At 53.2% G+C, this 23,173-nt stretch carries 11 protein-coding genes; 8 read left to right on the top strand and 3 right to left on the bottom strand.

Translation table 11 applies throughout. The features are described from left to right. Positions 1 to 203 precede the first annotated feature (203 nt). From AB1656_25320 to AB1656_25310, 3 genes are read right to left on the bottom strand one after another with little or no spacing between them, the layout of a single operon-like run. Positions 204 to 4,820, bottom strand: coding sequence for a VCBS repeat-containing protein (locus AB1656_25320; protein ID MEW6238720.1), 4,617 nt, complete (start codon positions 4,818 to 4,820; stop codon positions 204 to 206). Continuing rightward, entirely contained in the window at positions 4,817 to 7,837 is a 3,021-nt protein-coding gene (locus AB1656_25315) for a hypothetical protein (GenBank protein MEW6238719.1), read from the bottom strand. The genes AB1656_25320 and AB1656_25315 overlap by 4 nt, the downstream gene beginning before the upstream one ends. Continuing rightward, complete coding sequence (locus AB1656_25310; protein MEW6238718.1) at positions 7,818 to 12,596, bottom strand: hypothetical protein; 4,779 nt, start codon at positions 12,594 to 12,596, stop codon at positions 7,818 to 7,820. Before AB1656_25310 ends, AB1656_25315 begins: the two co-directional genes overlap by 20 nt. A gap of 459 nt (positions 12,597 to 13,055) precedes the next feature. Between AB1656_25310 and AB1656_25305 the strand changes: the two genes are divergently transcribed. The 8 genes from AB1656_25305 (at position 13,056) to AB1656_25270 (ending at position 23,116) form a co-directional block, all read left to right on the top strand. Continuing rightward, positions 13,056 to 14,420: a B12-binding domain-containing radical SAM protein gene (locus AB1656_25305; GenBank protein MEW6238717.1), complete on the top strand. Its 1,365-nt coding sequence runs from the start codon at positions 13,056 to 13,058 to the stop codon at positions 14,418 to 14,420. A 127-nt stretch (positions 14,421 to 14,547) separates the two neighbouring features. Beyond that, the gene (locus AB1656_25300; protein MEW6238716.1) at positions 14,548 to 14,877 is read left to right on the top strand and encodes an HU family DNA-binding protein; all 330 of its coding nucleotides are present in this window, start codon (positions 14,548 to 14,550) and stop codon (positions 14,875 to 14,877) included. 428 nt (positions 14,878 to 15,305) lie between these two features. After that, positions 15,306 to 15,974, top strand: coding sequence for a hypothetical protein (locus AB1656_25295; GenBank protein ID MEW6238715.1), 669 nt, complete (start codon positions 15,306 to 15,308; stop codon positions 15,972 to 15,974). A gap of 225 nt (positions 15,975 to 16,199) precedes the next feature. Beyond that, on the top strand, positions 16,200 to 16,436 hold the full coding sequence (locus AB1656_25290; GenBank protein ID MEW6238714.1) for a hypothetical protein: 237 nt from the start codon (positions 16,200 to 16,202) through the stop codon (positions 16,434 to 16,436). Between the two features lie 8 nt (positions 16,437 to 16,444). Next, positions 16,445 to 18,151: a M3 family oligoendopeptidase gene (locus tag AB1656_25285; GenBank protein ID MEW6238713.1), complete on the top strand. Its 1,707-nt coding sequence runs from the start codon at positions 16,445 to 16,447 to the stop codon at positions 18,149 to 18,151. A 5-nt stretch (positions 18,152 to 18,156) separates the two neighbouring features. Continuing rightward, the gene (locus AB1656_25280) at positions 18,157 to 19,332 is read left to right on the top strand and encodes a SpoIIE family protein phosphatase (protein MEW6238712.1); all 1,176 of its coding nucleotides are present in this window, start codon (positions 18,157 to 18,159) and stop codon (positions 19,330 to 19,332) included. 156 nt (positions 19,333 to 19,488) lie between these two features. After that, on the top strand, positions 19,489 to 22,332 hold the full coding sequence (locus tag AB1656_25275) for a glutamine amidotransferase (GenBank protein MEW6238711.1): 2,844 nt from the start codon (positions 19,489 to 19,491) through the stop codon (positions 22,330 to 22,332). Then, entirely contained in the window at positions 22,316 to 23,116 is an 801-nt protein-coding gene (locus AB1656_25270; protein MEW6238710.1) for a hypothetical protein, read from the top strand. The genes AB1656_25275 and AB1656_25270 overlap by 17 nt, the downstream gene beginning before the upstream one ends. Positions 23,117 to 23,173: the final 57 nt, after the last annotated feature.

Below are 23,173 nucleotides of genomic sequence, written 5' to 3'. Positions count from 1 at the left end.
GATATAAATAATAGGGGTATATCATAATATAATATTTTTAGCAAAGTTGATAGGAATAATCGGAAATATCAAAGGAAGCATTCCGCAGGCTAAGGATCGACGTTCCCATCCGCTGCACAATGCAGACGCCATAATGAATGCCGAAAAAAAAGGGCGGCCCGATGGCGAGCCGCCCCCTTTGAACGTTATTGCTTTTGCTCGAATCAGTTCGTATCGGCGGCGCCGACGAAAATCGCTCCGCTGAGCGGATTGGAACTTCCGATGAAGGCTTTCATTCCGCTCTTCGATCCGACAATAGAAGAAACGCCGCTGACCTTCTGGCCGTCGAAGTTGACTTTGATAAGGCGGTAGAGCGATTGCGGCGCAGGCTTCACGGTTTTAACGATCAAGCCGTTATACTCGACGATCGCTCCTGTTCCTACAACCAACTCCAGGCCGTCCGCCGCGTATCCATTCAACTCACCCGCCGCCAGGCTGACGGCGCCGGAGGGATTGTCGGCTTCGCTGAAGACGCTCCAAACGCTGTTTTGCGGCAAGGAAAATCCGGCGATCTTGCCGTTCTCGATTTTCGGCTCGATGACGCATATCCCGCTCAGAGACGCGGTATCGCGCGCGTCGCCGTGATCGCGGTTGTTGCCCTGGCTGGCGGCGACGATCTCCTTGACGCCGTCGCCGTTCAAGTCCGCCACCGCCAACTCCACGCCGCCGTTGCCTTGGAACTTGAGCGGGAATCCGGCGTAGGGGTAGCGTCCCTCGACCTGACCCGCCGAGTTGATGTCCAAAACGTGGAAGAGCGTCTGCGAAGTGGAGCTATTGGTTTGCCCCACCAGCAATTCGTCCCGCCCGTCGTTGTCCAAATCGCCAGCGGCTAGGGTCAGGCCGCCGTTTAGGTTCTTGGACATCGCCGTTCCGGAAAGGCCGGTGATTTGGCTGACGATCTTCCATCCGTTCGGCGCAGGATTGCCCGTATACTGGAAGAGGCGAATCAGGCCATGCCCGCCCGCGCCTTGAGCGACGGCGATTTGCGCCATGCCCGCTCCGATAAAGTCGCCGACGGCTGTGCGCAGTTCGCCCGAAGTCAGTTGCACGGGCAGCGCGTTCCCGGCGGGGAAAGCGGTGAAAGAATGGCCGATGACGCTTCGCGTCTTGGAATCGCGCGGAATAACGGTGTTGGGATAAAGCGACGTCTTCGTGATGGGGCCGAATGAGGTAACGATATCCGGCGATCCATCGTTGTTGACATCGCCGGTGGAGATATAAACGGCGCGATCCAAACCGCCGCCTAGAATGGCTTCATACGCTTTGTTTAAGGCGTTGAAGGAAAGAATCGTGGCGCCAGGGAACGGTTGATCCGGCGCGAAACTGCGGACATTGACTAAGGTATCGCCGCCGAATCCCTGCGCCAAAATCACTTCGTCCATTTTGGACGGGATGGGCGTCTTCGTGGGAGTTGGCGTTAAGGTTGGAAGCGGAAGCAACGTCGGCGTCGGCATGAACGTCGGAGTGGCTAGAATCGGAGTCGCCGTCGGCGCCAGTATGGTCGGTGATGCGATTTCCATAGGCGTAGCCGTTGGCGAGGGAGGCGCAATCGTCGGCGTAGCTGTCGCCTCCGCGATGACGGTGGGAGTAACGGTCGGCGTCGGCGAAGGTTCCAGCGTCGGCGTCGCCGTAAAAGTCGGCGTCGGCGTCGAAGGAGGCGTCGAGGGCATCGACGAGGCGCTGAGCGGATTGGTCATGGCGTTGAATTCGTCGCCATTGACGTATCCATCCTCGTCCATATCGTCGCCGGGACCGTAAGAGAGTTCGCCGAAATAGTATTTCTCCCACTGGTCGGCCAGACCGTCATGATCCGAGTCTATATCGTTTAAAACCAGAACGGATTCGTAAGTCGCCGTAGAGGAAACTCTCACGATCTGCGCTGAGGAGGCGGCGCATTGAGTTTCCAGCGTTCCTTGGATCGTAACCGTCGCGCCGGAAATGACGCTGGCGCCGCCTAAGTCCAAAATGTAGGCCTGCCCGTCCTCTGTTGTTAGAATGGGCGTTCGATATTCGAAACTAACGGCGCCGGTGAGCGATACTTCGCGCTTGGGAACGCTGAAAAACAGCGCTCTCAAATCCTGCGCCGCTTGCGCGAAGGCGTCGGCGAAAAATCCCGGCGGCAGATTCGATTCCGGCGTCGCTTCTTTCCATAACAATTTTTGTATTACTACATCGATATTATCGGCAGGGGGAATCGCCCTCCAATGATCGATCATTTGAAGGACGATATTTTGCCAACTATGCCCGTTGCTCAATGCCGTTTCGAAATGGGTATAGACGGCGTCGAGATCGAATTTATCTATTAGAGCGTCCAATTGCTCGCGCGAAGGAGCGGCGCCTTCGACGCCCCATTGAATGGGCCGGTTGAATCCCGTTTCCGTCGCCATCCAATACTCGAAGGCTAAAACGGCGGCGGTGGACGAGGCGCTTACGACTTCCGTTCTTTGCGTATAGGCCGATTGCGCCGCCGCGCGCAAATCCTCCAGCCACTGCGCGGCGGATTGGCTCCCGTCATAAGCCGAAGCCGGATTCCAGCAGGGAATCCAGGACGAGCTGTAACTTAACAATGTCATTGTCCGAGCGCTTTTCTCGCTGGCCTGCAAGATCATCGGCTCATGGCCGGGAAGGCGTAATGTCCATTTCGCTTCCGTCAATGTTGCCGAGGCGATCGTGGAACCGATGAGGTCTCGCGCCGTTAACGTTGAACCATCGCTGATATCGTCCAGTTGATCGTCTTTGGCGAGACGGCTGCCGGGACTGAGTTCGATTTGATATTCGCCGGCGTGAATGCCGGGCGCGATGGGCTTTGATTCTGCATTGTTGGGATTCGTTTGGCGTATGGCTTCGTCGAAATCGCTCCATCCGTCTCCCGCTTGGGGATTGGCTGGATCGATGGCGGCGGGCGTATCGGAGTCGAGAGGAGCGCTGCCGGAGTCATCGGGATCGGAGCTGCGAATCAATTCGTCCAGATCGTCCCAGCCGTCGCCGTCGAAATCGCGGCTCGCCGAGAAGATGGACAACCCAAACGCCCCTTCAAGCGCATCCGGGATGCCATCGCCATCGGAATCGGCGGAAGGGGATTGACGAATAACATACGATTGAGTAACAACGGAGCTATATTCCCCGCTCTTGATAGCGTAAAAGGAAACCGTCGCGTTGCTGTAGGGCGCAATTTCTGTAGTTCCGGGTATGTATTTTTTCCAGGGAGCGCCGTTGAGGCTGTAATACGCAGCTGCGCCGTTCTCCATCACTGGTTCGATGGAGAGCGTGCGGTTATACGCCCCGCTAGACGGCGAAACCTCCAATCGCACCGGGCGCGGCAGTTGCGGCGAGCCGAAGGAGAAGACGGACTGGCTTTCGCTGGTTTGATTGATCCCCGCCATGTAATCGGCGGGATTGTCCAGAAAATCGAGGCCGCTCAAGGTTACGGCGGCGGCGGGAGTCAGTTGGCCGTTTTGCAGAATCTCCCGTTCGATCTCCACTTGGCCAGCGGCGATGGCGGAGGCTTGCGTAGTCCAATCGTCGACGCGGTAGGAGCGGTAGATATAAGGTTCTCCGTTTTGATACTCCGATGTTTTATAGATGAAAACGTTTTCGTATCCGCTTTCGTTGTCGGCTTCCAAGGCGGGGGCTTTCGATTCCGCCGTTTTGACGAATTTGCCATTGGAAGGACTATATAGCGAAAGAGAGGAACCGGATTTGAATTGGGTTTTGTCTCCTGTCCAGAGTAGGATTTCCTTCGTTTTGGTCTGCGAGAAATAACCAATAGCCGCATCGACGATTCTCTCCCCCGCATTGGGGATGGCGGCTTCCGCGAAAACGAGAAATCCGTTGTTCAAATAGACATTGGCTTGATCGCGTTCGGGAGAGATCGCTATGAAATCCAACGCTCCATCCCCATCCGCATCGATGGCTTTTTTACGAAAGGATTGGCCTAAAGAAAAAGCAAAGGATGTAAATGCGCCGGTTTTGCTACCCAGTAGCGCAAGGCACTCCTTCGCGTCTGACCATAAAACAATATCGGCCCATTCGTCATTATTCATGGCGCCGATCGCCATACTGGAGACTTCGGCGGAGGAGATCGTTGCGAGGGAACGGAGCGTCCATTTGATGGGGATGGCCGTGAAATTCGGCGTAATCAGTATTACTTCCTGCTTGCGTTCTTCTTTCGTTAAAACGATAAGTTCTTCACTTCCGTCGTTATCGAAGTCGCACCACGCCAGCGCTTTTACAGGCGCTCCAGCGTTGATGGCGCCAACTTGTTCAATGCTAAAATCGCTCTGCGCCTGGAGAAAAACAATACGGGAAGATTCAGAGAAGCCCAGCGCCGCCATGGATTCGCGTCCGCTGTAAAAAGCGAGCGCAGACGCTCTCGCCCCTAGTCCCGTAATGGCGTAGGAATCATTCTGTTGGAACTTCGGACCCCAGAACGCTTCGAAACCGCCTTCGTCTGGATAAAGCAGGAAAAGATCGAATACGCCGTCCTTCGTGAAATCCGAGACGGCGGCGGGTCCTGCAGAGCTCGATTGGGCGTAAAGGAGTGTGGAAAAATGGGACGGCAAGACAAATCCTGCTTTCCCATAAATATTGTCCTGCGCGCCCAACGTTCCGTTCTCGTTAAGAAACAGAAGGCCGTCGAAACCATCGCCGTTCAAGTCGACGGCGTCCAGGCTGGGAACGATTTCCCCGAGCGCCGAATAAGCGCAGCAGGAAATCAGAATCGCCGCCAGGAACGTTCGGACGAATCCTTGCGAAGGGGTATTGCGGACTGATTGCTTCATGGATCGACGACCTCCACCGTATTGGTTGGTCCATAAACCTTCACGATCTCTCCCGTCTCGGCGTCCAATGTCGCGATTTTATATCGGTACTCCGCGCCATAGATAAGATTGACCGTGTCCAGGAAGAAAATCGCTTTGATATTTTCTTTTCGGTTTTGATCGACGGGCGGCTGCGTTTGCCAATAATAGCGCAGCGCAAAGAACGGGTCCGATAGACTCCCGTATTGATCGATGTCGATCTTCTCGATCAAGGGACTAATTTGTTTGTAGGTTCGATCGGCTTTATCGGCGCGCTGCCGATAGACGATGAAGGGAGGAGCAATATCGAGATCGATCTCCGCCAACTGTTTTTCCGAGACCGTTAAGCTGCCGATCTTTACGCCAACGCCGTAAGTGAATGGACTGGGCGGATTGGTTAACGGTTGGAGCCAGTATCCCCAGATAACGGAACTAATTGCAGGCGGCATGTCGCGAACCGGCCAGACGGGATGATCGAACGGCCCAACCTCCTGCGTCCAAATGAACGAGAGGTAATTGTTGCTGTCTCGCTCGTCGCCGTTTTGCATGAGGGCGGCGGCGCGGATGAAATAAGTTTGATCGATGGCGATCGGTTCGCCCGATGCGTCGATCTTGTTCAACTTGGCGGAATAAATGCTGTTCTCGCTATCGAACGCATACTGATTTGAACTGACTTGCACCTGGCCCGCGAGGCTGGCGAAATTTTCTGCTGTGGCGAATTCGATGCGGAAGGCCGCGATGCTGGAAGCGGGGCCGAACCACGTCAGTTTCATTTCCGGCGCCGTCGAATCACCCAGCGGTTCCGCGTTTTGCATCGAGGGGACGATGGCATTGGCGATATCCGCCGGGATGAGAACCTGGGTTTCGATATAGGTAATCGAACTTGTATTGTGGTTCTCGTCGAACGCTTGGATGGCGTAGCAGACGCGCCCGCCCTGTTGGGGATTGAAATGATCCTCCACCGTCAGCGTGGCGGCGCCGTCTTCGTAGTAGACTTCGTCCACCGGATAATAATCCGTGCAATTGGGGCTGCGATAGAGGATAATTCCCGAAGCGTCCGTAGGTCTATCGATGACGAAGGTTACGGGATCGACCATGCCGCTTTCGTCCACTGGAATATGCGTAACGCCGCCCGGCTCCGATGGACGGCAGATGGTTTCCAATTGGATGCCCGCCTTGCATTCGATATGAATATCCACTCCTTCGTGGGCGTAGCCGTTAATGGTTTTGTAGCCGTTCTGATCGTCTTCTCTGGGGATGTAAAAAGTCTTGCAAATTTGCCCTCTGTTCGTATGAATCGTGACAATATACCGGATATACGTATAAGAATCCGTTTTCGCAAATTGATCTTTGACGACTAAAGGATCGTCATTGGGGAATGCCCCGGAATAGATGGTTGTTATCGAAGTTTGTTGCCGTCCCTCGGTCCATACCGTCGTTTCGCGGGCGACGCTGAGCGAAAGCGGTCCGCGGGTTTCCTTTTGAATTCTGATTTCTACTTCCACATCTCCCGAAGTTCCCTTAAACGTTCCCATGGCGATATTGTGAAGAGAGCAATTTTCCTGCTGAACGCAAATTTGCGGTTGCGCCGGCGCATCGGGCGGCGTTTCGTCGAAGATAACGCCGCGAATGGGCGGCGATAAAGCGGAAACGTTGCCGGATGAATCCACCGCCGAGAGGCAATACCAAAACGCCTTGTTTTCATCCTGTGGCAGTTTGATATTGGGATCGGCGTATTTCGGATTGCCCGCCGCTGGTTGGGGAATAGACGAAATCAAGCCTTCCGTCAGGCCGTCGATGGGCGAGTAGGCGTCCGTCCGCCCGACGTGGTCGTATTGCCGGAAACGATAAATATTGTAAGAAGCCGTGTCGTCCGTATTGCGGTCCCATTCCAGGAAAATCCGCTTCTGGCCGGCAATTTCCACAACTCTTGTATGCAATCCGCGGGGAATGCGCGGCGCCCGTTTGTCGGGAACAACCTCTACGATGGGCGGACTAGGGAGGCCATTCTGTCCCAGCAAGTCGCGAGCCGTCACCCAGTAGGTGAAACGGTCGCCCGCCCGGAAGGGGATGCCTGCCGGACCGGTTTTTTCGCGCTTGAGATTGTCATCCATGAAGAAATAGGAATTATCCTCGCCGCCGCTCACCGCCTGCCCCGCCGGAGGAAGAATGGGAACCGAGTTGATTTTCCTCAACTGTCCCGCCGCCATCAGCGCGTCGAAATCGCTGCTGGAAAGATCGCCCGTCCCCCGGTAAACGTTATAACCGAACATGGCGGCGCGTTGATCCGCCAATTCGGCGGAAAGGTCCCAGCGCAGGTAGACTTTCAAATGCCCGCGTTCGCCAGGCACATCAATGAACTCCGGCTGTTGTGGAGCTGCCAACTGCGTCGGCGTTGAAGCGTCAATCGTAGCCCGTCCGAGGACGATGCGATCCTCTTCCTGGGCGGCGGCGGTTCGCAGTTCGTAAGTATAAACGCCGGATGCGACAGTATCGAGATAACCGTATCCCTCGATAATGGCGACGGCGTAATTGGATTGAATCATCATATTCCGGCGCAATTGGCAATTGTTGCAGTCCCCGCTCTCGTCAAGCAGTTGCAACAACTGTTCGATATAGGAATCCTCCGTTACGGGAACGTCCAGAATCTCGCGCAGGATGGCCATAATATCCGCCTTGGCGCGCAGCTGCTGCGGCATATCGAGAATGCTTTTTATCAAGGGGATATTGCGCAACCGGCTTGTCGCCCCAATGGCTTTCATTGGTCCCGGCGAACTGGCGTCTCCCGCTTTGCGGTAAATAGTAAATTCATCCGCCGGGGGAAGATCGCCGGACGAATACCACCGCAGCAGAATGGGCGTTTCTCCGTCGCTTGCTTGTCCCGCGATGGCGGTGAAGAACATTTGCGCCTCCTCCGCCGCCGCGCCGCGCATCGCGGGAAGCGTACCCGCAATGACGAGGGTGAGAATGAAAATTCGCTTAGCCGCAGTCCACGTCATAGTCCGCACTCCATTCTCCGTTTTTGTACGTGATATCGAAACTCGCTACGCAGGCCAAACACCAACTGTCGTCCAAAACGTCCCCGGGCGAATCCCAATCCTCCGGTTCGCACGAGCCGACGCCTCCAGCGACCCAGGCGCTTCCATTGAAGTAATATTGAGAGCCGTCTTTGCCGCCGATCAAAGTCAAACTGCCTTTTACGCTCACAACGCAGCCCGCTTCGCCATAGGCGCCTGCGGTCAATTTTCCGCCATAGGTGGGACCGTCGGCGAAGTACCACATCGCGACGCCCCCTTCCGCCGCCACCCGCAGGCCGCAGCCGTAATTCAAAATCGGGAAGGAGCCTTCCACACTCAAGAATACGCCCCGCATCTCGTCGGTGTTTAACAACGAGGCCACTTCGGGATCGATAATCTCCAGCGGCTCCAGCGAGCAACACGTTCCCAAGAAAATGCCGCCGCTCATTTGGTAGGCGTCGAATTTGACGGTGCAACTGGCCCAGATGTAATTCTCCACCAGCCCGATTCCTACGCCGAAGGAGGGGTCTTCGATCGCCATCGTTTCGAAGCCAAGTTGGCCTTTGGTTTGCAGCGTCCCGCCGACGTTGACCAGCGAGCCGCCGCTGATCATCAGTTTGATCTCAATGAGTTCCGCCGTCAGTTCCGCGCCCACCCATGAGAGACCGACGTCTTCCGCCCCGATGCGCACGTCCATGACGTCTTCCGCATCCAGATTGGCATAGCAGTTCTTGCCTGAATTGCTGATCTGATAACGCGTCATATCCAGGTAGGCGCTGTAGGTTACATCGTCGGGAATGGCGATGGTAAATTCGGCGTCGATGTGCAGCTTCTCCATCGTGTTGCCGCTGACGACGGCGTAGCCTTTCATCGAAGCGCCCTTGAAGCCGATGGTGTCCTTGATTTCGGCGGCGACGCCGTCGATCAATTCCGCCTTCTCCTTGATGAATTCCTCTATAGCGTCATTGATGGAATCCAACACTTCCTGCGCCTGATCCAATAGGGCTTCTTTGACGGGGTAGAGATAATTGGTGACGGCCGCGTTCAAATCCTGGAACATCTGGGAATTGAAAAGGGGATCGATGAGATAATCCGTCACTTCCTCGGCGGATATATTCATCAGGTTGTTGTAACTGGTTTCGGCTTTATCCAAAAGCGCCGCTTTGATGGCATCCTTGATCTGCGTCTCCAAAGCGGCGATATCCGCCGGTTTGAAGTACGTATCGAGATACACAGTCGGATCTTCAAAGAAGGCTTCCGCTTCTTCCAGGATGGGAACGACCTGTTCGTCCAGAAACGCGATGATCTCCGCCATCGCGTCCTGCACCGGCGCCAGGACATCGTCGATGTCGTAGCCGATCGACTCCTGGAGGTATTCGAACGCCATGCTGAGCAGCGCCTGCGTCAGCGGCCCCAGATCGGCGGTCAGATCGTCGAGATCGAAATGCAGCGCGTCGTTCACATCGCGCAGTTTCGTAATGATGTCCTGAATTTCCTCTACGACGGGCATGAGATCGTCCGTCCGCAAGTAGGTCGAGAGATCGATGCTGGAAAACATATCGTCCAGCAGGTTTTGGAAACTCGCGTCGTTGAGGTAAGCCTCATATTGGCTGGGATCGATCTGAGCCAGATAGTCTTTCATCTCATTCAGCATCGATTCGATGTAAGGTTGGATGAAACTTTCCACCTGCTGCCGAATTAAAAGCGTCAAATCGCCCGTCAATTTCTCGGCGACTTCGTCTAACTTGTCGCGGACGGGTTCGAGGAAAGTATTGGATATTTCGTCCGAGAATTCGCTGGCGGCGCTGCTGAGATTGAGTTCGGGAAGTCCGCCCACTTCCACGCCGAAACTAATCTCCGTCTTGGATGCGTTGAGATATTCCACGGCGGATATGATGTCCATGACGATCAAATCGTGGTTGAGCGGTTCGTCGGATTTGAACTCCTTATCCGTCTTATTGTAGGAAAGGGTGTATTCCAGGTTGATTAAATTGGCGAATTGAGTTTGAACCGTAACAGGATTCTTCGCGACGTAATCGGCGATTTTCGCCGAAATGTCCGATTCGCCCGAACTGAACGACGAGGGAAAACCTTCGCGGTCGCCGTCGGGATCGTCTTGGTCCGCCCAAGGATCGCCCGACGCCAATTCGCCCACCGTTCCGCGCACGATGGCGTGAATGTTGGGTGGATTGAAGAACGAAACCGTCAAGTCGCCCGCAATGCTGTAGAAGCCGTTCGGCGAATGGGTTCCATCCCAATTCGTGAGATAGATTTTTTGCGCCGTCGTTGTGAAGCCGTCATACGTCGTCAACAAAGGACTCTCGATGCGCGATTCCCGCAAAGTCCCGCAAGGCCGAATGTTGATCTGCATCGACGGTTCGTCGCCGAGATGGGGAATCGTGTTCTTGCTGGTTACCCATAATGTCCGTTCGTCATCCTGCGAAGAATCCGTCAACAGATCGAAGGCGAGAGTGAGCAGCCGCAAATCCGCCTGCCAATAAGAGAGCGTTTTCGTCTCCGATTGGGCGTCGGCGGGAATTTTACCCTGCGTGAAGTTTCCGCAGCCACTCAAAGTCATATCCTCGAAGGGAACCGTGATGGAAGACGGCCAGGGGATGTCGATTTTACCGTCGATGGTCGAATCCAAGCCTTCGGAATCGTTATCCAGATAGGCTTGGCCAAAAGAGGTTATAGTAACGAGGTAGCCTTGCCCATCGCATTCGGGATCGTTGTAGATTTCGACTTTATTCGTCGAACTCTGGGCGTCGACGACTCCCGTAAAACCAACGGGGCGGATATAAAACTTCGTCCATTCCGTGTTGGTCAATTCGAGAGGATTGCCGTCGATTTCCACTTTGAAGTTTTGGCCCAGCAGGGCATCCGGCATGACGTTCAAGCCGGCGAACAAATCCGATCCTTTGCTGAACCGGACATCGCCGTAGGAATATAATCTCTCTTTCCCACGCTCCCGCATGGCTTGAAGATATTCCGCGATGTTGACGCCGTCGTCCGTGGCGCCCCCTTTAGGCAGAACATAGCCCGGCTGATACCAAACGGCGGCGCTGATGGGATCGAACGTATAGGTGTTGAAGCGTGGATAATACTCGTTGACGAGCGCCGCGTCGACGACGACGGCCCCGTCCGAATCGATAGAGCCTTTTGCATTGAAGAGGGCCGTGATTGGCTCTGTGGATTGGCATTGACCCGTTGAGGCGTTCATGACTACGTCGGCGATTTGAATATCAGACGCATTTGTTTGTATATGGCCGTTCACTACAGTGAAATTCAAATTCTGAAACCGGGTTTTCGCATTATAGGGGAAAGAGGAAAGATACTCGGCGGAATCGGACGACGCGGCGGCCTGCATTCCCCTTTCAGTAATGAGGACATCGTTTACGAATTTTATGTTGCCTGAGAGATAGCCGTCGTTCGTTGGCCGTTTTCCCGGTCCAAAGCCCGCGTTGAAATGAGGCGCGAAACGATAAATGGGCGTTGGATCGATTAGGGTAATGCCTTTGACGGGAGAAAAAGTCTGGCCGTTTCCCGCCGCCATAATGGGAATCCCTTCGTTCATCCATATCAGCGGATCGGCGATGGTTGCTTCCGCCGAAGCCATTTGCAGCGTTTGCGTCAGTTTCTGGTTGTTAAGATTGAGCGGTTCTTCCGAGAAGGAGATTTCACTAACTCCTGCTTTGCGCCAGGCGGCGCCGTCGGGAAGAACGGCGCCTAAATCCGCAAAAGCGCCGCTGGCATTCAAAACGCCATTCGCGTATTGATATGACCAGCGGCTTGCCGTAGGCGTATAGGGATTGCTGGGCGGCTCGAAGGCGGCGGAGCCGCTGGAGACGACGGCCACCAGCGTCACGTTATTGCGTCCCACGGTTAAATCGGTGAAAGAAAAGGGAATAGCGCTGTTCCAACTTCCAGTTCCAGATATTTTAATGGGAGAAAAATTATAATTGGATAGACTCGTAATCGTCGTGGCGATATTGCCGAAAACGAGAGTTCCGGAAAGATGGAGAATTTTCTGCGCCGAGGAAGAAGCCTTATTATTGGTTTGATCCGGATCGATGTTGTCTCCTGTAAGCGCGGCGTCGATCAGAGGATCTTTGGATTCGCCCACGGAGATTTGAATGCTCAATGAATAGGTTGATAGCGGCAAAGCGTCGGTAGTAGCCGCCTTTTCGCTAAATTGGACGGATGCCGTATACGATGATAAACGGAACTTGTTGGAAATCGTTTTCGCATCCCTCCACGACTTGCGCGATACTCCTTTATAATCCAATAGGTTGTACTGGATATTGACGGGAATAGCCTCCACCGGGGCATTTTTTACGGAAATAGAATAACTGCCTTGCAATACATCCATCCCCTCAATGGAATGGACGATGGCCGTCGTATCGACGACGACTCCGCTGACGCCCAAGTCGAAGATGGGAACAGGCGTCGGCGTATTGGTTGGCGGAATTACGATCGTAGGCAGTTTGATCGTTGGCGCTATGATTATCTTAGGCGTCGGCGATGGCGTGAGGATTAATTTGGGCTGCGTAGGCAAAATGATTTGCGCCAAGAGTTGTCCCTGTTCGTAGGAACTGCCGCCGGGTGGCGATCCGTAGGGGATTAGGCTTGGTTTCGCTATCGCATCAGGCAGGACCGCCGCCCATGCGCTTAGTAAAACCATGAAGCCGGTGAATAAAGGTAGACTCCGTTTAATTAAATGATGCGCCGTCCGGAACTTCATTCCATTATCTCCCTTGATGTCTGGAATAAATCGGTTTAATTTTTCGATTTTCTTTTTCGGCGATGGCTAAAAAAAACTGTACACCTGAACCATTTATGGAGCAAGTAAAGAAAGTCATCCTCGATTCAAACGCCTTTATTATCCCATTAAATTGCATTGTATGTTATATAATTTGTTAAATAGTATAATAAAAATGAAAACAAAACGAAAAGAAAGAATACATTTTATTCGCGAATACATTATCATAGTAAAACGGAAAAACAAATATTTTATTTTAGAAAATACGAAAAAATTTATCGCCCTTTTATCCAATTGAATACCGTTTACCGTTTATGGAGAAGCGCCAATCTCAATGCAGATTAGTAATATCCGCGCTCCATCGATCTTTTCGATTTGGATGGGAAGATAGATTCTTTCTTGAGGCTAGAGCTGAAAAAGAGCAAGAAATTTTGGAATGGAATGCGAGCTCTGTTATTCAATCCTTGGATCGCCGATTTCGCCGCGTTCGACCATTGGACGCGGCCGCTCAATCTCTTGCGCCTGGCTTCGTTGCTGCGAAGGTTGGATTGGGAGGTGGAACTGTACGATTGCCTCGACCGGCGTTTGCAAGAGATTCCAGGCTGCGCCAAACCCAAACGCCATCGCTTAAATCCTTTTGGCGCAGGTCATTACTACCGGGAAGCCATTCCTGCGCCGCCCGCCGTTCGCTTCATTCCCCGCGAATTCAAACGCTATGGCGTTCCTATAGATGTTGTTGAAAAAAGCCTGCGAGAGATGGCAGTTCCGGATGTAATTTTGATTCCCTGCATGATGACGTATTGGTATCCGGGAGCGGAGGAAGCGATATGCATGATGCGCCGCGTTTTTCCCAAAGCCTGCGTCATTCTCGGCGGAGTGTACGCCGCCTTATGCCGCGGCCATGCTGAAATCCATTCCGGCGCCGACGCCATAATAACAGGGAGGCATTGGCCGGAAATCGTCAACCGCATCGCCGCCGCCGTCGGCGGTAAAACGGAATCTTACGGCGATGGAAAGACATGGATCGAACCCGCCTACGACCTTTTGCGGGGCGATTCCTGCCTTCCTCTCGTTACTTCAATCGGTTGCCCCTGCCGTTGCGCCTATTGCGCCACGCATTCACTCTGGCCGCAGTTCATCCAGTATCCCATGGAAGCGGCGGCGGATTCCATAGAACGATGCGTTAAGGAATTTCACGCAACGGATTTAGTTTTCTATGACGACGCTTTGTTGATAAATCGGGAAAAGCACTTTCTGCCTCTCATGGAAGAATGCCTGCGCCGGCGCGTAAAAGCGCGCTTTCATACTCCAAACGCGCTTCATGTGCGGCAGATCGATGAGGAAACATCCCGAATGTTGAAACGCGCCGGTTTCGTTACCATTCGGCTAGGTTTGGAAACCGCGCAACCCAGCCTACAGCGCGAGACAGGCTCCAAGGTCGATACCGAAGACTATCGCCGCGTCATGCGCCTTTTGTTGGACGCGGGTTTCAGCGCCCGCGAAGTGGGGACGTATCTCCTACTCGGCTTGCCGGGACAAAGTCCCGAATCGGCGTGGGAGGCTTGCCGGCTCGCGGCGGAGTGCGGCAGCGAAATTAGAATCGCCATGATATCCCCCATCCCGGGGACGCCTCTTTTCGAGAGAAAAACAGACGATTTCGTCATCGACCATCGCAGCGATCCCCTGCTTCACAACAACTCGTTAACGCCTTGGAGACTGCGGAGGTTTACTCAAGAAGAGATACGGCGATTGGAACGCTTCGCGGCGGAAACGAACGGCATTTTGCGGAAAAATGGCCTATTTTAGGTGTTTTTTTAAGAAAAAGGTTGAATTTCCTAAAAAAAATCGGTTTTTTTGAAAATTTCGCTTGACCTTTATTCCGTTTTTGAATAGATTACATTCGATGTAACATAATTACTAAAGGAGATATGAAATGAAGAAAGCCGCTGCTCCCAAAGCAACAGCCAAAAAAGCGCCGACAGGAAAAAAGCCGTTGACGAAAAGCCAGTTGATAGCTCACTTGGCGGAGAAAATCGGGATAACCAAGAAACAGGTTGGCGAGATGTTCGACGAGCTGGCCGCCGTCGGTTATAAGGAAGCCAAAAAAGGATTCACGATTCCCGGCTTCGGCAAACTGGTGCTGGTTAAACGCAAAGCCAGAACGGGACGCAATCCGGCGACGGGCGAAGCGATCAAGATTCCGGCCAAGACGGTGGTAAAATTCCGCGTCGCCAAAGCGTGTAAAGACGCGGTTCTTGGCTGACATTTCAAAATATATTTTCGTTGTTTGAACGTCTTCGCTGAAACGCGGCGCCTAGCGTTGCGAAAAGCGGCTTTTTATCATTGCGCTCCGACGACTCTTCCAGCACTGCAAGAGAAAATCGGAGTTTTTTTGTTTATTATATTAGGGGTGGACGCGGCTCTTTTTTTAAAAAATGAAAGACGCCCCCTATCGCCTTGTCAAACGCGTAACTTTCTGAAATAATATGCTATACAATGTAATAGAAATTCGAGATATCCTTTGATTTTCTATACGTTTTATGTTATCAATGGATTCGTTTTATTCGAATTTCAACTTGGCGGCGGGGAAAAATCGTAAAAGAGCGTTTTGGACGCTTTTGATTCGAGAAAAAATATCCAATTGCTATCGAACGGCAGGTCGACAAAAATAGAATGTAGAAAGTCGGACGCATGAAGAGTGCGGCGTTTAATCTTGCTTTTAAAGTTCACCGAAACGAAATTCCATTTGCCGAAGGACTTTTAAAATCGGTCGAATCGGGAGCGCAAGAGGATTTTATCGTCGCGCTGAATTCGTTGGCCGGGGAAACAAAATACAATATCAATAAGCTGGAACAGTTGATCGATGAAGCCCGGCGCGGTTTGACGGATAAGCCCAAAGAGAAAAAAGTCGATCTCTCGGCTATGGAAGAGGAATTGAAACAATTTCGTTCCAAGCGAGACGAATATAAAGAAAACATACAAACTTATCAAACGCAAATCGCCACCCTGGCGCCGACCATTCTTCCCGGTGTGAATTCTTTCTTGTTGTTTTTAGTGGGAATCGTATTCGTAATTCTATTTGTGTTGCTCGGATTTGGCCTAATTGCCGTGATCGTTCTCCTGGCGACTTTGCTGGCAGCTGCCTATTTTTTATTTCAGGACCTCTCTTTGCAAAAAAAGCAAAAAGAAGAAGTCCAAAGGAAAAAGGAACGTTATGCGGCTGAAATCGAAAAAATCACCGCCGTGGTGAACGATTTGGAAGCCAAAATCGCCGAGAAGGAAAAGATCATGGAACAAATCAAGGCATCCTCGCCGCCCACGGAAGAAGATGCGAATCCTCTTATGCCCTCTTTGGATTGACGCTCGAGCTGTTCGCGATTCATCTTACTTTTCGCCGCCGCCTATTGTATTTTATTCCTGTCGCTCGATGGGTTAGCGTTGCGCAACCTATTTCTCTCCCTCTGGAAGAAGGATGGAGCATGGGCTTGAATCCTTCCCATTGTTCCATGTGCGCATCTCCCCATCGCGGCGGAGGAAAGCGATAATAAGTCGAAAAAGGAGATTTCCCTAGTAAGGATCAGAAATATGTCCGGGAAAAATTCATCGGATTCGTGGAAAGAAAAGCAAGTTCCCCTGCTTGACGTCGTCTTGAGCAATAGTTGGGCGCTTCAATCCATTTTAGAATATTTGGAGGAGATTCATCCTGGCGCGCGCGATCGGATATGGCGGCATTACTTGCGAATGAAACAAATGGCGGAAGCCGCCCGCGCCGCCGGAGATGAGAACGGCGCTAAGGAAGAGAAAAACGATTCGGAGAAATAAAACGAACGATGACGGATAAAGAATTCCCCCGCCGCTTCGTTCCCGAGACGGCGGAACTGAGCGCATGGGATTGGATCGAACCGCTGTTCCAGCAATTGTTGGAACGCGAGATTGTCTCGCCGCCTGAGCTGGAGCATTGGCTTCTCGATCACAGCGAATTGGCCTCCTGCCTGAGCGAAGAACGGACGCGCCGCTATATCGCCATGACCTGCGATACCGGCGATGCGGAAAAGGAGCGCCGATATCTTGAATTCCTCGAAACCATCGATCCCCTTTGCAAACCCTGCTGGCATCGCTTGAACGAGCGTTATTTAGCTTCCCCGCATCGGAAAGCGCTTCCCAGGGAACGATACGAAGTCCTGGACCGCGCTATCCAGGCGGCTGTAGATATTTTTCGCGAAGAGAATATTCCTTTGCAAACGGAAGAAGCCAAACTCAGCCAGCGCTACCAAAAATTATGCGGCGCCATGACGGTACCGTTCAACGGCGAAGAACGGACCATGCCTCAGATGGAGAAATATCTGGAAGAATTGGATCGCGGCCTCCGCCAGCAAGCTTGGGAACGTTCGAGCGAACGGCGCTTGCAAGACCGCGAAGAGATGGACGATATCTTCAGCCAGCTCATAAAGTTACGCCATCGCATCGCCCTCCAAGCCGGATTTTCCAATTTCCAGGATTACGCCTTTCTTCTATATTGCCGCTTCGATTACACCCCCCAGGACTGCCTTCGCTTTCACGAAGCGGCGGAAAAATGGATTGTTCCTATTCTGCGCCGGATGGGAGAGCGAAGGCGCCAGCTCTTGGGCGTGGAGAAACTGCGCCCTTGGGACCTGGCGGTGGATCCGTTGGGACGGCCGCCCTTGCGCCCTTTCGAGAAAGCGGAGCAATTAGGCGCGGGAGTGGGGAAAATCTTCGCCCGTTTGAATGGCGATCTCTCTCTCCAATTCGAAGAGATGAAGCGCCGGAACGAACTGGACTTGGAAAGCCGCAAAGGAAAAGCGCCGGGAGGCTACCTCTCTACTTTGGAAGAAGTCCGGCGCCCATTCGTCTTCATGAATGCGGCCGGGCTGCAGCGGGATGTGGAAACGCTGCTGCACGAATCGGGACACGCCTTTCACGCCCTGGCGGCTCGGGAGGAACCAATCTTAGCCTATCGCGACGCTCCCCTGGAATTCGCGGAAGTGGCTTCCATGTCGATGGAGTTGTTCGGTTCCGATTCTTTCGATGTCTTCTATCCGGAAGCGGAGACGGCGCGAGCCAAAAGAAATCTTCTGGAAGGCATCGTCAAAGTCCTTCCCTGGATTGCGCGCATCGACGCTTTTCAACATTGGCTTTACGCCCATCCCGAGCATAGCGCGGAGGAGCGCCGCCAATATTGGCTGGAATTGGAAACCCGGTTCGGCCAGGAAGTGGATTGGGAAGGATGCGAAACGGCGCGGGAATATAGCTGGCAAAAGCAATTGCACCTGTTTTGCGTTCCCTTTTATTATATTGAATACGGAATCGCTCAATTAGGCGCGTTGCAATTGCGGCGCCGGTTTCGTCAGGATCCTTCCGGCGCGTTGAAGCAATACCGTTCCGCTCTGTCCCTGGGTGGTTCCCGTCCGCTGCCCCGCTTGTTCGAAGCGGCGGGCGCCGTCTTTGATTTTTCCGAAGCGACGATCCGCCCTCTTGCGCTGGAGTTGGAAAAAGAATTGAACGCTCTTTCGGAGTAAAGAGGATGAAGCCTCCTAAGTCAGGTTCCGTGAAGGCGAAAGTGCTCGTCGCCGAGAGCGAAGCCACGATTCTGGAATGGCTATGCGACGTGCTCTCTCACGCCGGCTTCGATGTTGCGCCGGCATCCGATGGGGATGACGCTTTGCGCGTATGCCGCGCCGCCGCCATCAACATCGTGCTGGCGGACGCCTCGTTGAGCGGAATGAACGGCTATGAATTATGCCATTGGTTGAAGCGATATTACGTCGGCGACTTCATCCCGGTGATTCTGATGACGCGGTTCCCCGATATTCAAAAAGGCGTCGAATGCGGCGCCGACGAATACGTCATCAAGCCCGTGCGCAGCGATGAGGTAATCGCCCGCATCAACGCCATGCTGCGCATCCAGGAATTGCACCGCCGCTTGTTGAAGGAATATCGCATGTTGGACGACGAATTTCGCACCGTCGGACAGATCCAACGCTCGTTATTGCCCAAGATCGTACCCTCCTATCCCGGTTTTCAGATTGCTGCGCATTACGAGCCGTGCGGTCGAGCGGGCGGCGATTTCTACGATATCCTCGAACTCGACCGCAACAAATGGGCGTTTTGCATCGGCGACGTCGTCGGTCACGGCAGTCCCGCCGCTCTCGTCATGGCCATTACTATGCAAATCCTCCGCATGTTCGTCGGCGCTGTGCAGCGGCCGAAAACCGTTATGACCGTCATGAACGAGGCGCTGGAGCGCCATATCCCTCAAGGCTATATGGTTACTATGTTTTATGCTCTTCTCGATTTAGAAGAAAAAACGCTCGTCTACTCCAGCGCCGGCCATGCGCCGCCTTTCGTCGTGCACGCGAACGCGCGGGATATGGAATGGCTACAATCCGAAAAGGGAATGCCTTTAGGCGCTTCCGAGAGCAACGATTTCGATGAAATTTCTTTCCTATTGAAAGAAGGCGATCTGCTTATATGCTATACGGACGGAATTGTGGAACTTCGAGATGAAGAGCGCCAGTTTTTCGGCGAAGAGCGCCTGGTGCGGCGAATCGTCAATTCCTATGGCCGAACGTTGCCTTCGATTTTGACGGACGTTATGCAAGAAGCGGATGCGTTTGTCAAACAAAACAAAAAGCCGGACGATTTGGCGTTATTTGCATTACAATATTACGGAGAAAAAGATCCGCCGCTGGTTTCGTGAATCGAGAAGCGTTCCTGCCAAAACAAAAGCGTTGGGGGCGCGGCGTCGGCCCGGCTAGAGAATCACGCGGCCTGTCGTACATGGAATAGTGTAATGATTCGAATACTTCATCCTTGGTTTCTTCTTTACTTGATCTCTATTCCCATTTTATGGAGGATGGCTCAAAAGGTAAGAGTTTTGGGCAAGGGGAGAAAAACCCTTGCCTTGTTATTGCGGTTCGCCGTATTGATCGCGTTGGTCCTTGCCTTGGCGGAAGTGGAATTTCTGGAAAAAGGCGAAGGGCTGGCGGTGTTTTTCGCCATCGACCGTTCATCCAGCGTCCCCCAGGACGAACAACAATTCAGCCTGGCTTACGTGCAGGAACGCTTGGACGCCATCCCCGAAGGCGATCAGGCGGGAATTCTCTTCTTCGGCAAGGACGCCGCCATTCAGGAAAATCCGGGCGAAAACGTCAAACTTCAGGAATACCAGACAAATATCAACGCTGAAGGCAGCGATCTGGAAGCGGCGGTGAGCCTGGCGATGGCCGCGTTCCCTGATGGGAAGCAGAAGCGCATCGTTCTTCTCACCGACGGTAATCAAACGCAGGGCGACATCGAATCCGCCGCTCGCCGCTCCAAAGCCAGCGGCGTCGATTTGCGCCTACTTCCCCTGGAGTATTCCTATACTCAGGAAGTGCTGGTCGAAGACATCGTTTTACCGGCGAACATCCGCGAGAAAGAGCCTTTCACGATCAAAGCGACGGCTTTGGCCCAAGAGGCGGGAACCGGCAGCCTGCGCATTATGGAGAACGGCGAAGTCATCGCCCAGCGGGAAGTGGATCTTTCGCCGGGGAAAAACGTCTATCAAATATCCCGCAGCATCGAAAAAGCGGGCGTTTACAACTATGAAGCGGTTCTGGAGGCGATCAATGACCGCCGCTCTTCCAACAACCGGGCGCAGAACTTCGCCATCGTCAAAGGGATGCCGAGAGTCTTGCTCTTGGAAAGCGAATCCGAGGATGGACGGTTTCTGGCGGCTTCTCTGCTAGCCGAAGGCATCCAGACGGAAATGCGCACGCCGGATCAATTGCCCTCCAATTTGCGCGAATTGCAAGCTTACGACAGCGTGATCCTCTCCAACGTCCACTCTTCCGAATTGGCGCATTCCCAACAAAAGATGCTCGAGGCCGCCGTAAGCGATCTAGGCATTGGGCTGGTCATGATCGGCGGGCCGGAGAGTTTCGACGCAGGCGGTTATCGTGGGACGCCAGTGGAAAGAGCCTTGCCGGTAACGATGGATGTGAAGCAAAAACGCGTAATTCCCAGCGGCGCTTTAGTGATGATCATGCATTCCTGCGAAATCCCCCAAGGCAATTATTGGGCGCAGGCGACGGCGGAAGAAGCGTTGAATCTTCTCTCCCGCAACGATTACGTCGGATTCCTTTATTACGGCATGGGAGGAGAAAAATGGCTATTCCCGCTGGAAAAAGCCGGGGACAAGCGTTCCCAGCGGGATGCGATCCGCAATTTGAGAAACACATCTATTGGCGATATGCCTTCCTTCGACGCCACGCTCAAGATGGCTTACGACGATTTGATTAAGGTATCCGCCAACCTTAAGCATATCGTCATTATGTCCGACGGCGACCCGCAGCGGCCAGATCCCGTATTGTTGCAGAATATCAAGAATGCGAAAATTTCCGTTTCTACCGTTTGCATCGCGCCCCACAATCCCAGCAATTCGGAAATGATGAGCGATCTCGCTCAATTTACGGGCGGCAATTTTTACCTTATTAGAAACAACAAAGACCTTCCCAAAATTTTCATCAAGGAAGCCAGCGTCGTTCGCCGCAATACTCTCGTAGAGGAGCCGTTTACGCCCGCCGTCAGCCAGCCCAGCGAAATTATCCGCGGATTTGATGGCGGCTTTCCCCAATTAGGCGGTTACGACGTCGTCGGCCCTCGTCCCGAAGCGGAGACCGTATTGGTCAGCCATAAAAACGATCCCGTCCTGGCCCAATGGCGCTATGGATTAGGCAAATCCGTCGCTTTCACTTCGGATGCCAAGCCCCGCTGGGGCGAGAATTGGTTGAATTGGGAAGGGTACGCCAAATTCTGGTCCCAACTCGTCCGCTGGACGCTTCGCAGCGGCGAAGAAGAGAATTTTCAAATCCAAACCACGTATGACGGCGACCGCGTCAAAGTCGTCGTCGACGCATTGACGCCGGAAGGCGAGTTCATCAACAATCTTAGTTTTTCCGCCGCCAGCATCGATCCTTCCCATCAATCCAAGGAATTCTCCATGCGCCAGACGGAGCCGGGGCGCTACGAAGGCGTCTTTTCCGCCGACGCGCAGGGCAGTTATATTCTGAGCATGTCTTATAAAGGTTCCAATGGCGAAGAAGGCAATGTCGTCAGCGGCATGGCGATTCCCTATTCCCCGGAGCACAGCACGACTCGGCAGAACGATGCGATTTTGAAGAGAATTTCCGAAATTGGGGGCAAGCCCCTCTTAACGGCGCAAGATTCCGTCTTTACGCACGATTTGGAAGCCACTGGCGATATCCAGCCGCTATGGCCTTTTTTCCTGGGAGCGGCGCTCATTCTCTTCTTTTGCGATGTGGCCGTGCGGCGCGTATTTTTCGAGCTGCCGCAATTGCAGCGGTTCATGGCGAGAGTATGGGACTGGCTGATGTTTCCCTTCCGGCGGCGAACCGCGCCTATCGGTCCCGCTACGGAGGAAATCGGGAAATTGATGCAAGCCAAAGCGCGCGCATCCGAGGTGGAACCAGCCCGCGCCGAGCTGAAAGACGATTTTCTCCGACGCCTGGAGGCCGTCAAGGAAGAGGAACTGGCCAAAATCGACGAATCCGCCGTCAAGCCCAACCTTTCCTGGCAGGAAGCGAAAAAGGATGAAGAACCACAGAAATTTGCGGATGAAGAGAAGGACGCCTACACCAGCGCCCTATTCCGCGCCAAACAACGCGCCAAGGATAGTTTAGATGAACGCCGCAAGTAAAATATTCCTTTCGATTAAGCCGCATCAAATAATAAATCGTTTTTCTCTTTTTTTAATTGTTTTTGTGATTCTTCCCTTTCTCTTCTCTTGCGGAATCTCTTCCAAGAAAAAGGCGGAAGTCAGCCTGGACCGGAATCCGCCGCCGCCCGCCATAGGTCAACTATTTACATACCGGCATCGCGGACCTTGTCCCGGAGGCGATGGCCAGACGGATGCCTCGGGATGGCGCATCGTCCGAGTAGTGGACAAACCGCCGCAAAAAGATTCTCTCTGGATGATCGAGGAGCGGTATGAGAAGGATCCGGGAGTTTATCTCAGCTATTGCGACGATAACTATCAACTGCGCCGCCAGATCGTAAAAGGAACGGGACGTTCTGTTACGATGGAATTCAAGCCGCCGCAGGATATTCGCTATAGCCAACTCGCTCCCGGTGCGGAAAAACGCTATTCGTATCGCCTGGATTACTTCGTTTCGGACAGCAAGGAAAAAATCGGCTTTGCTTCCATCTCGGACCATGTCCGCCGGGATTACGACGTCCGCATTATCACGAAAGCAGGCGCTTACCTCTGCCGCCAGTTCCATTCCGACCTCGCGATCGAAACCACGATGGGCGGTGATTCGCTGTATATCCGCGCCAGCGTGGAGTCCTATTGGAGCGACCGCATAGGTTGGTTCGTCCAGCAAAAATACTTTTTTCAACCCGTCACTCGCGATGGGGAAGTCGTCCAACCGGGTTACGAGGCGGAAAGCATTCTTGAAGATTTCGAGCCGAAAACGTGGTGAATGTGGATTCTTGTTGCATAATCGAATTGAAAACGCGAAAAGCGGACATCCCGCAGG

The sequence above is a fragment of the Candidatus Omnitrophota bacterium genome, from assembly GCA_040755155.1.
Lineage (GTDB): Bacteria > Hinthialibacterota > Hinthialibacteria > Hinthialibacterales > Hinthialibacteraceae > JBFMBP01.
Note: the sequence above shows the minus strand (reverse complement) of the source record. Positions and strands in the feature narration are given on the sequence as shown.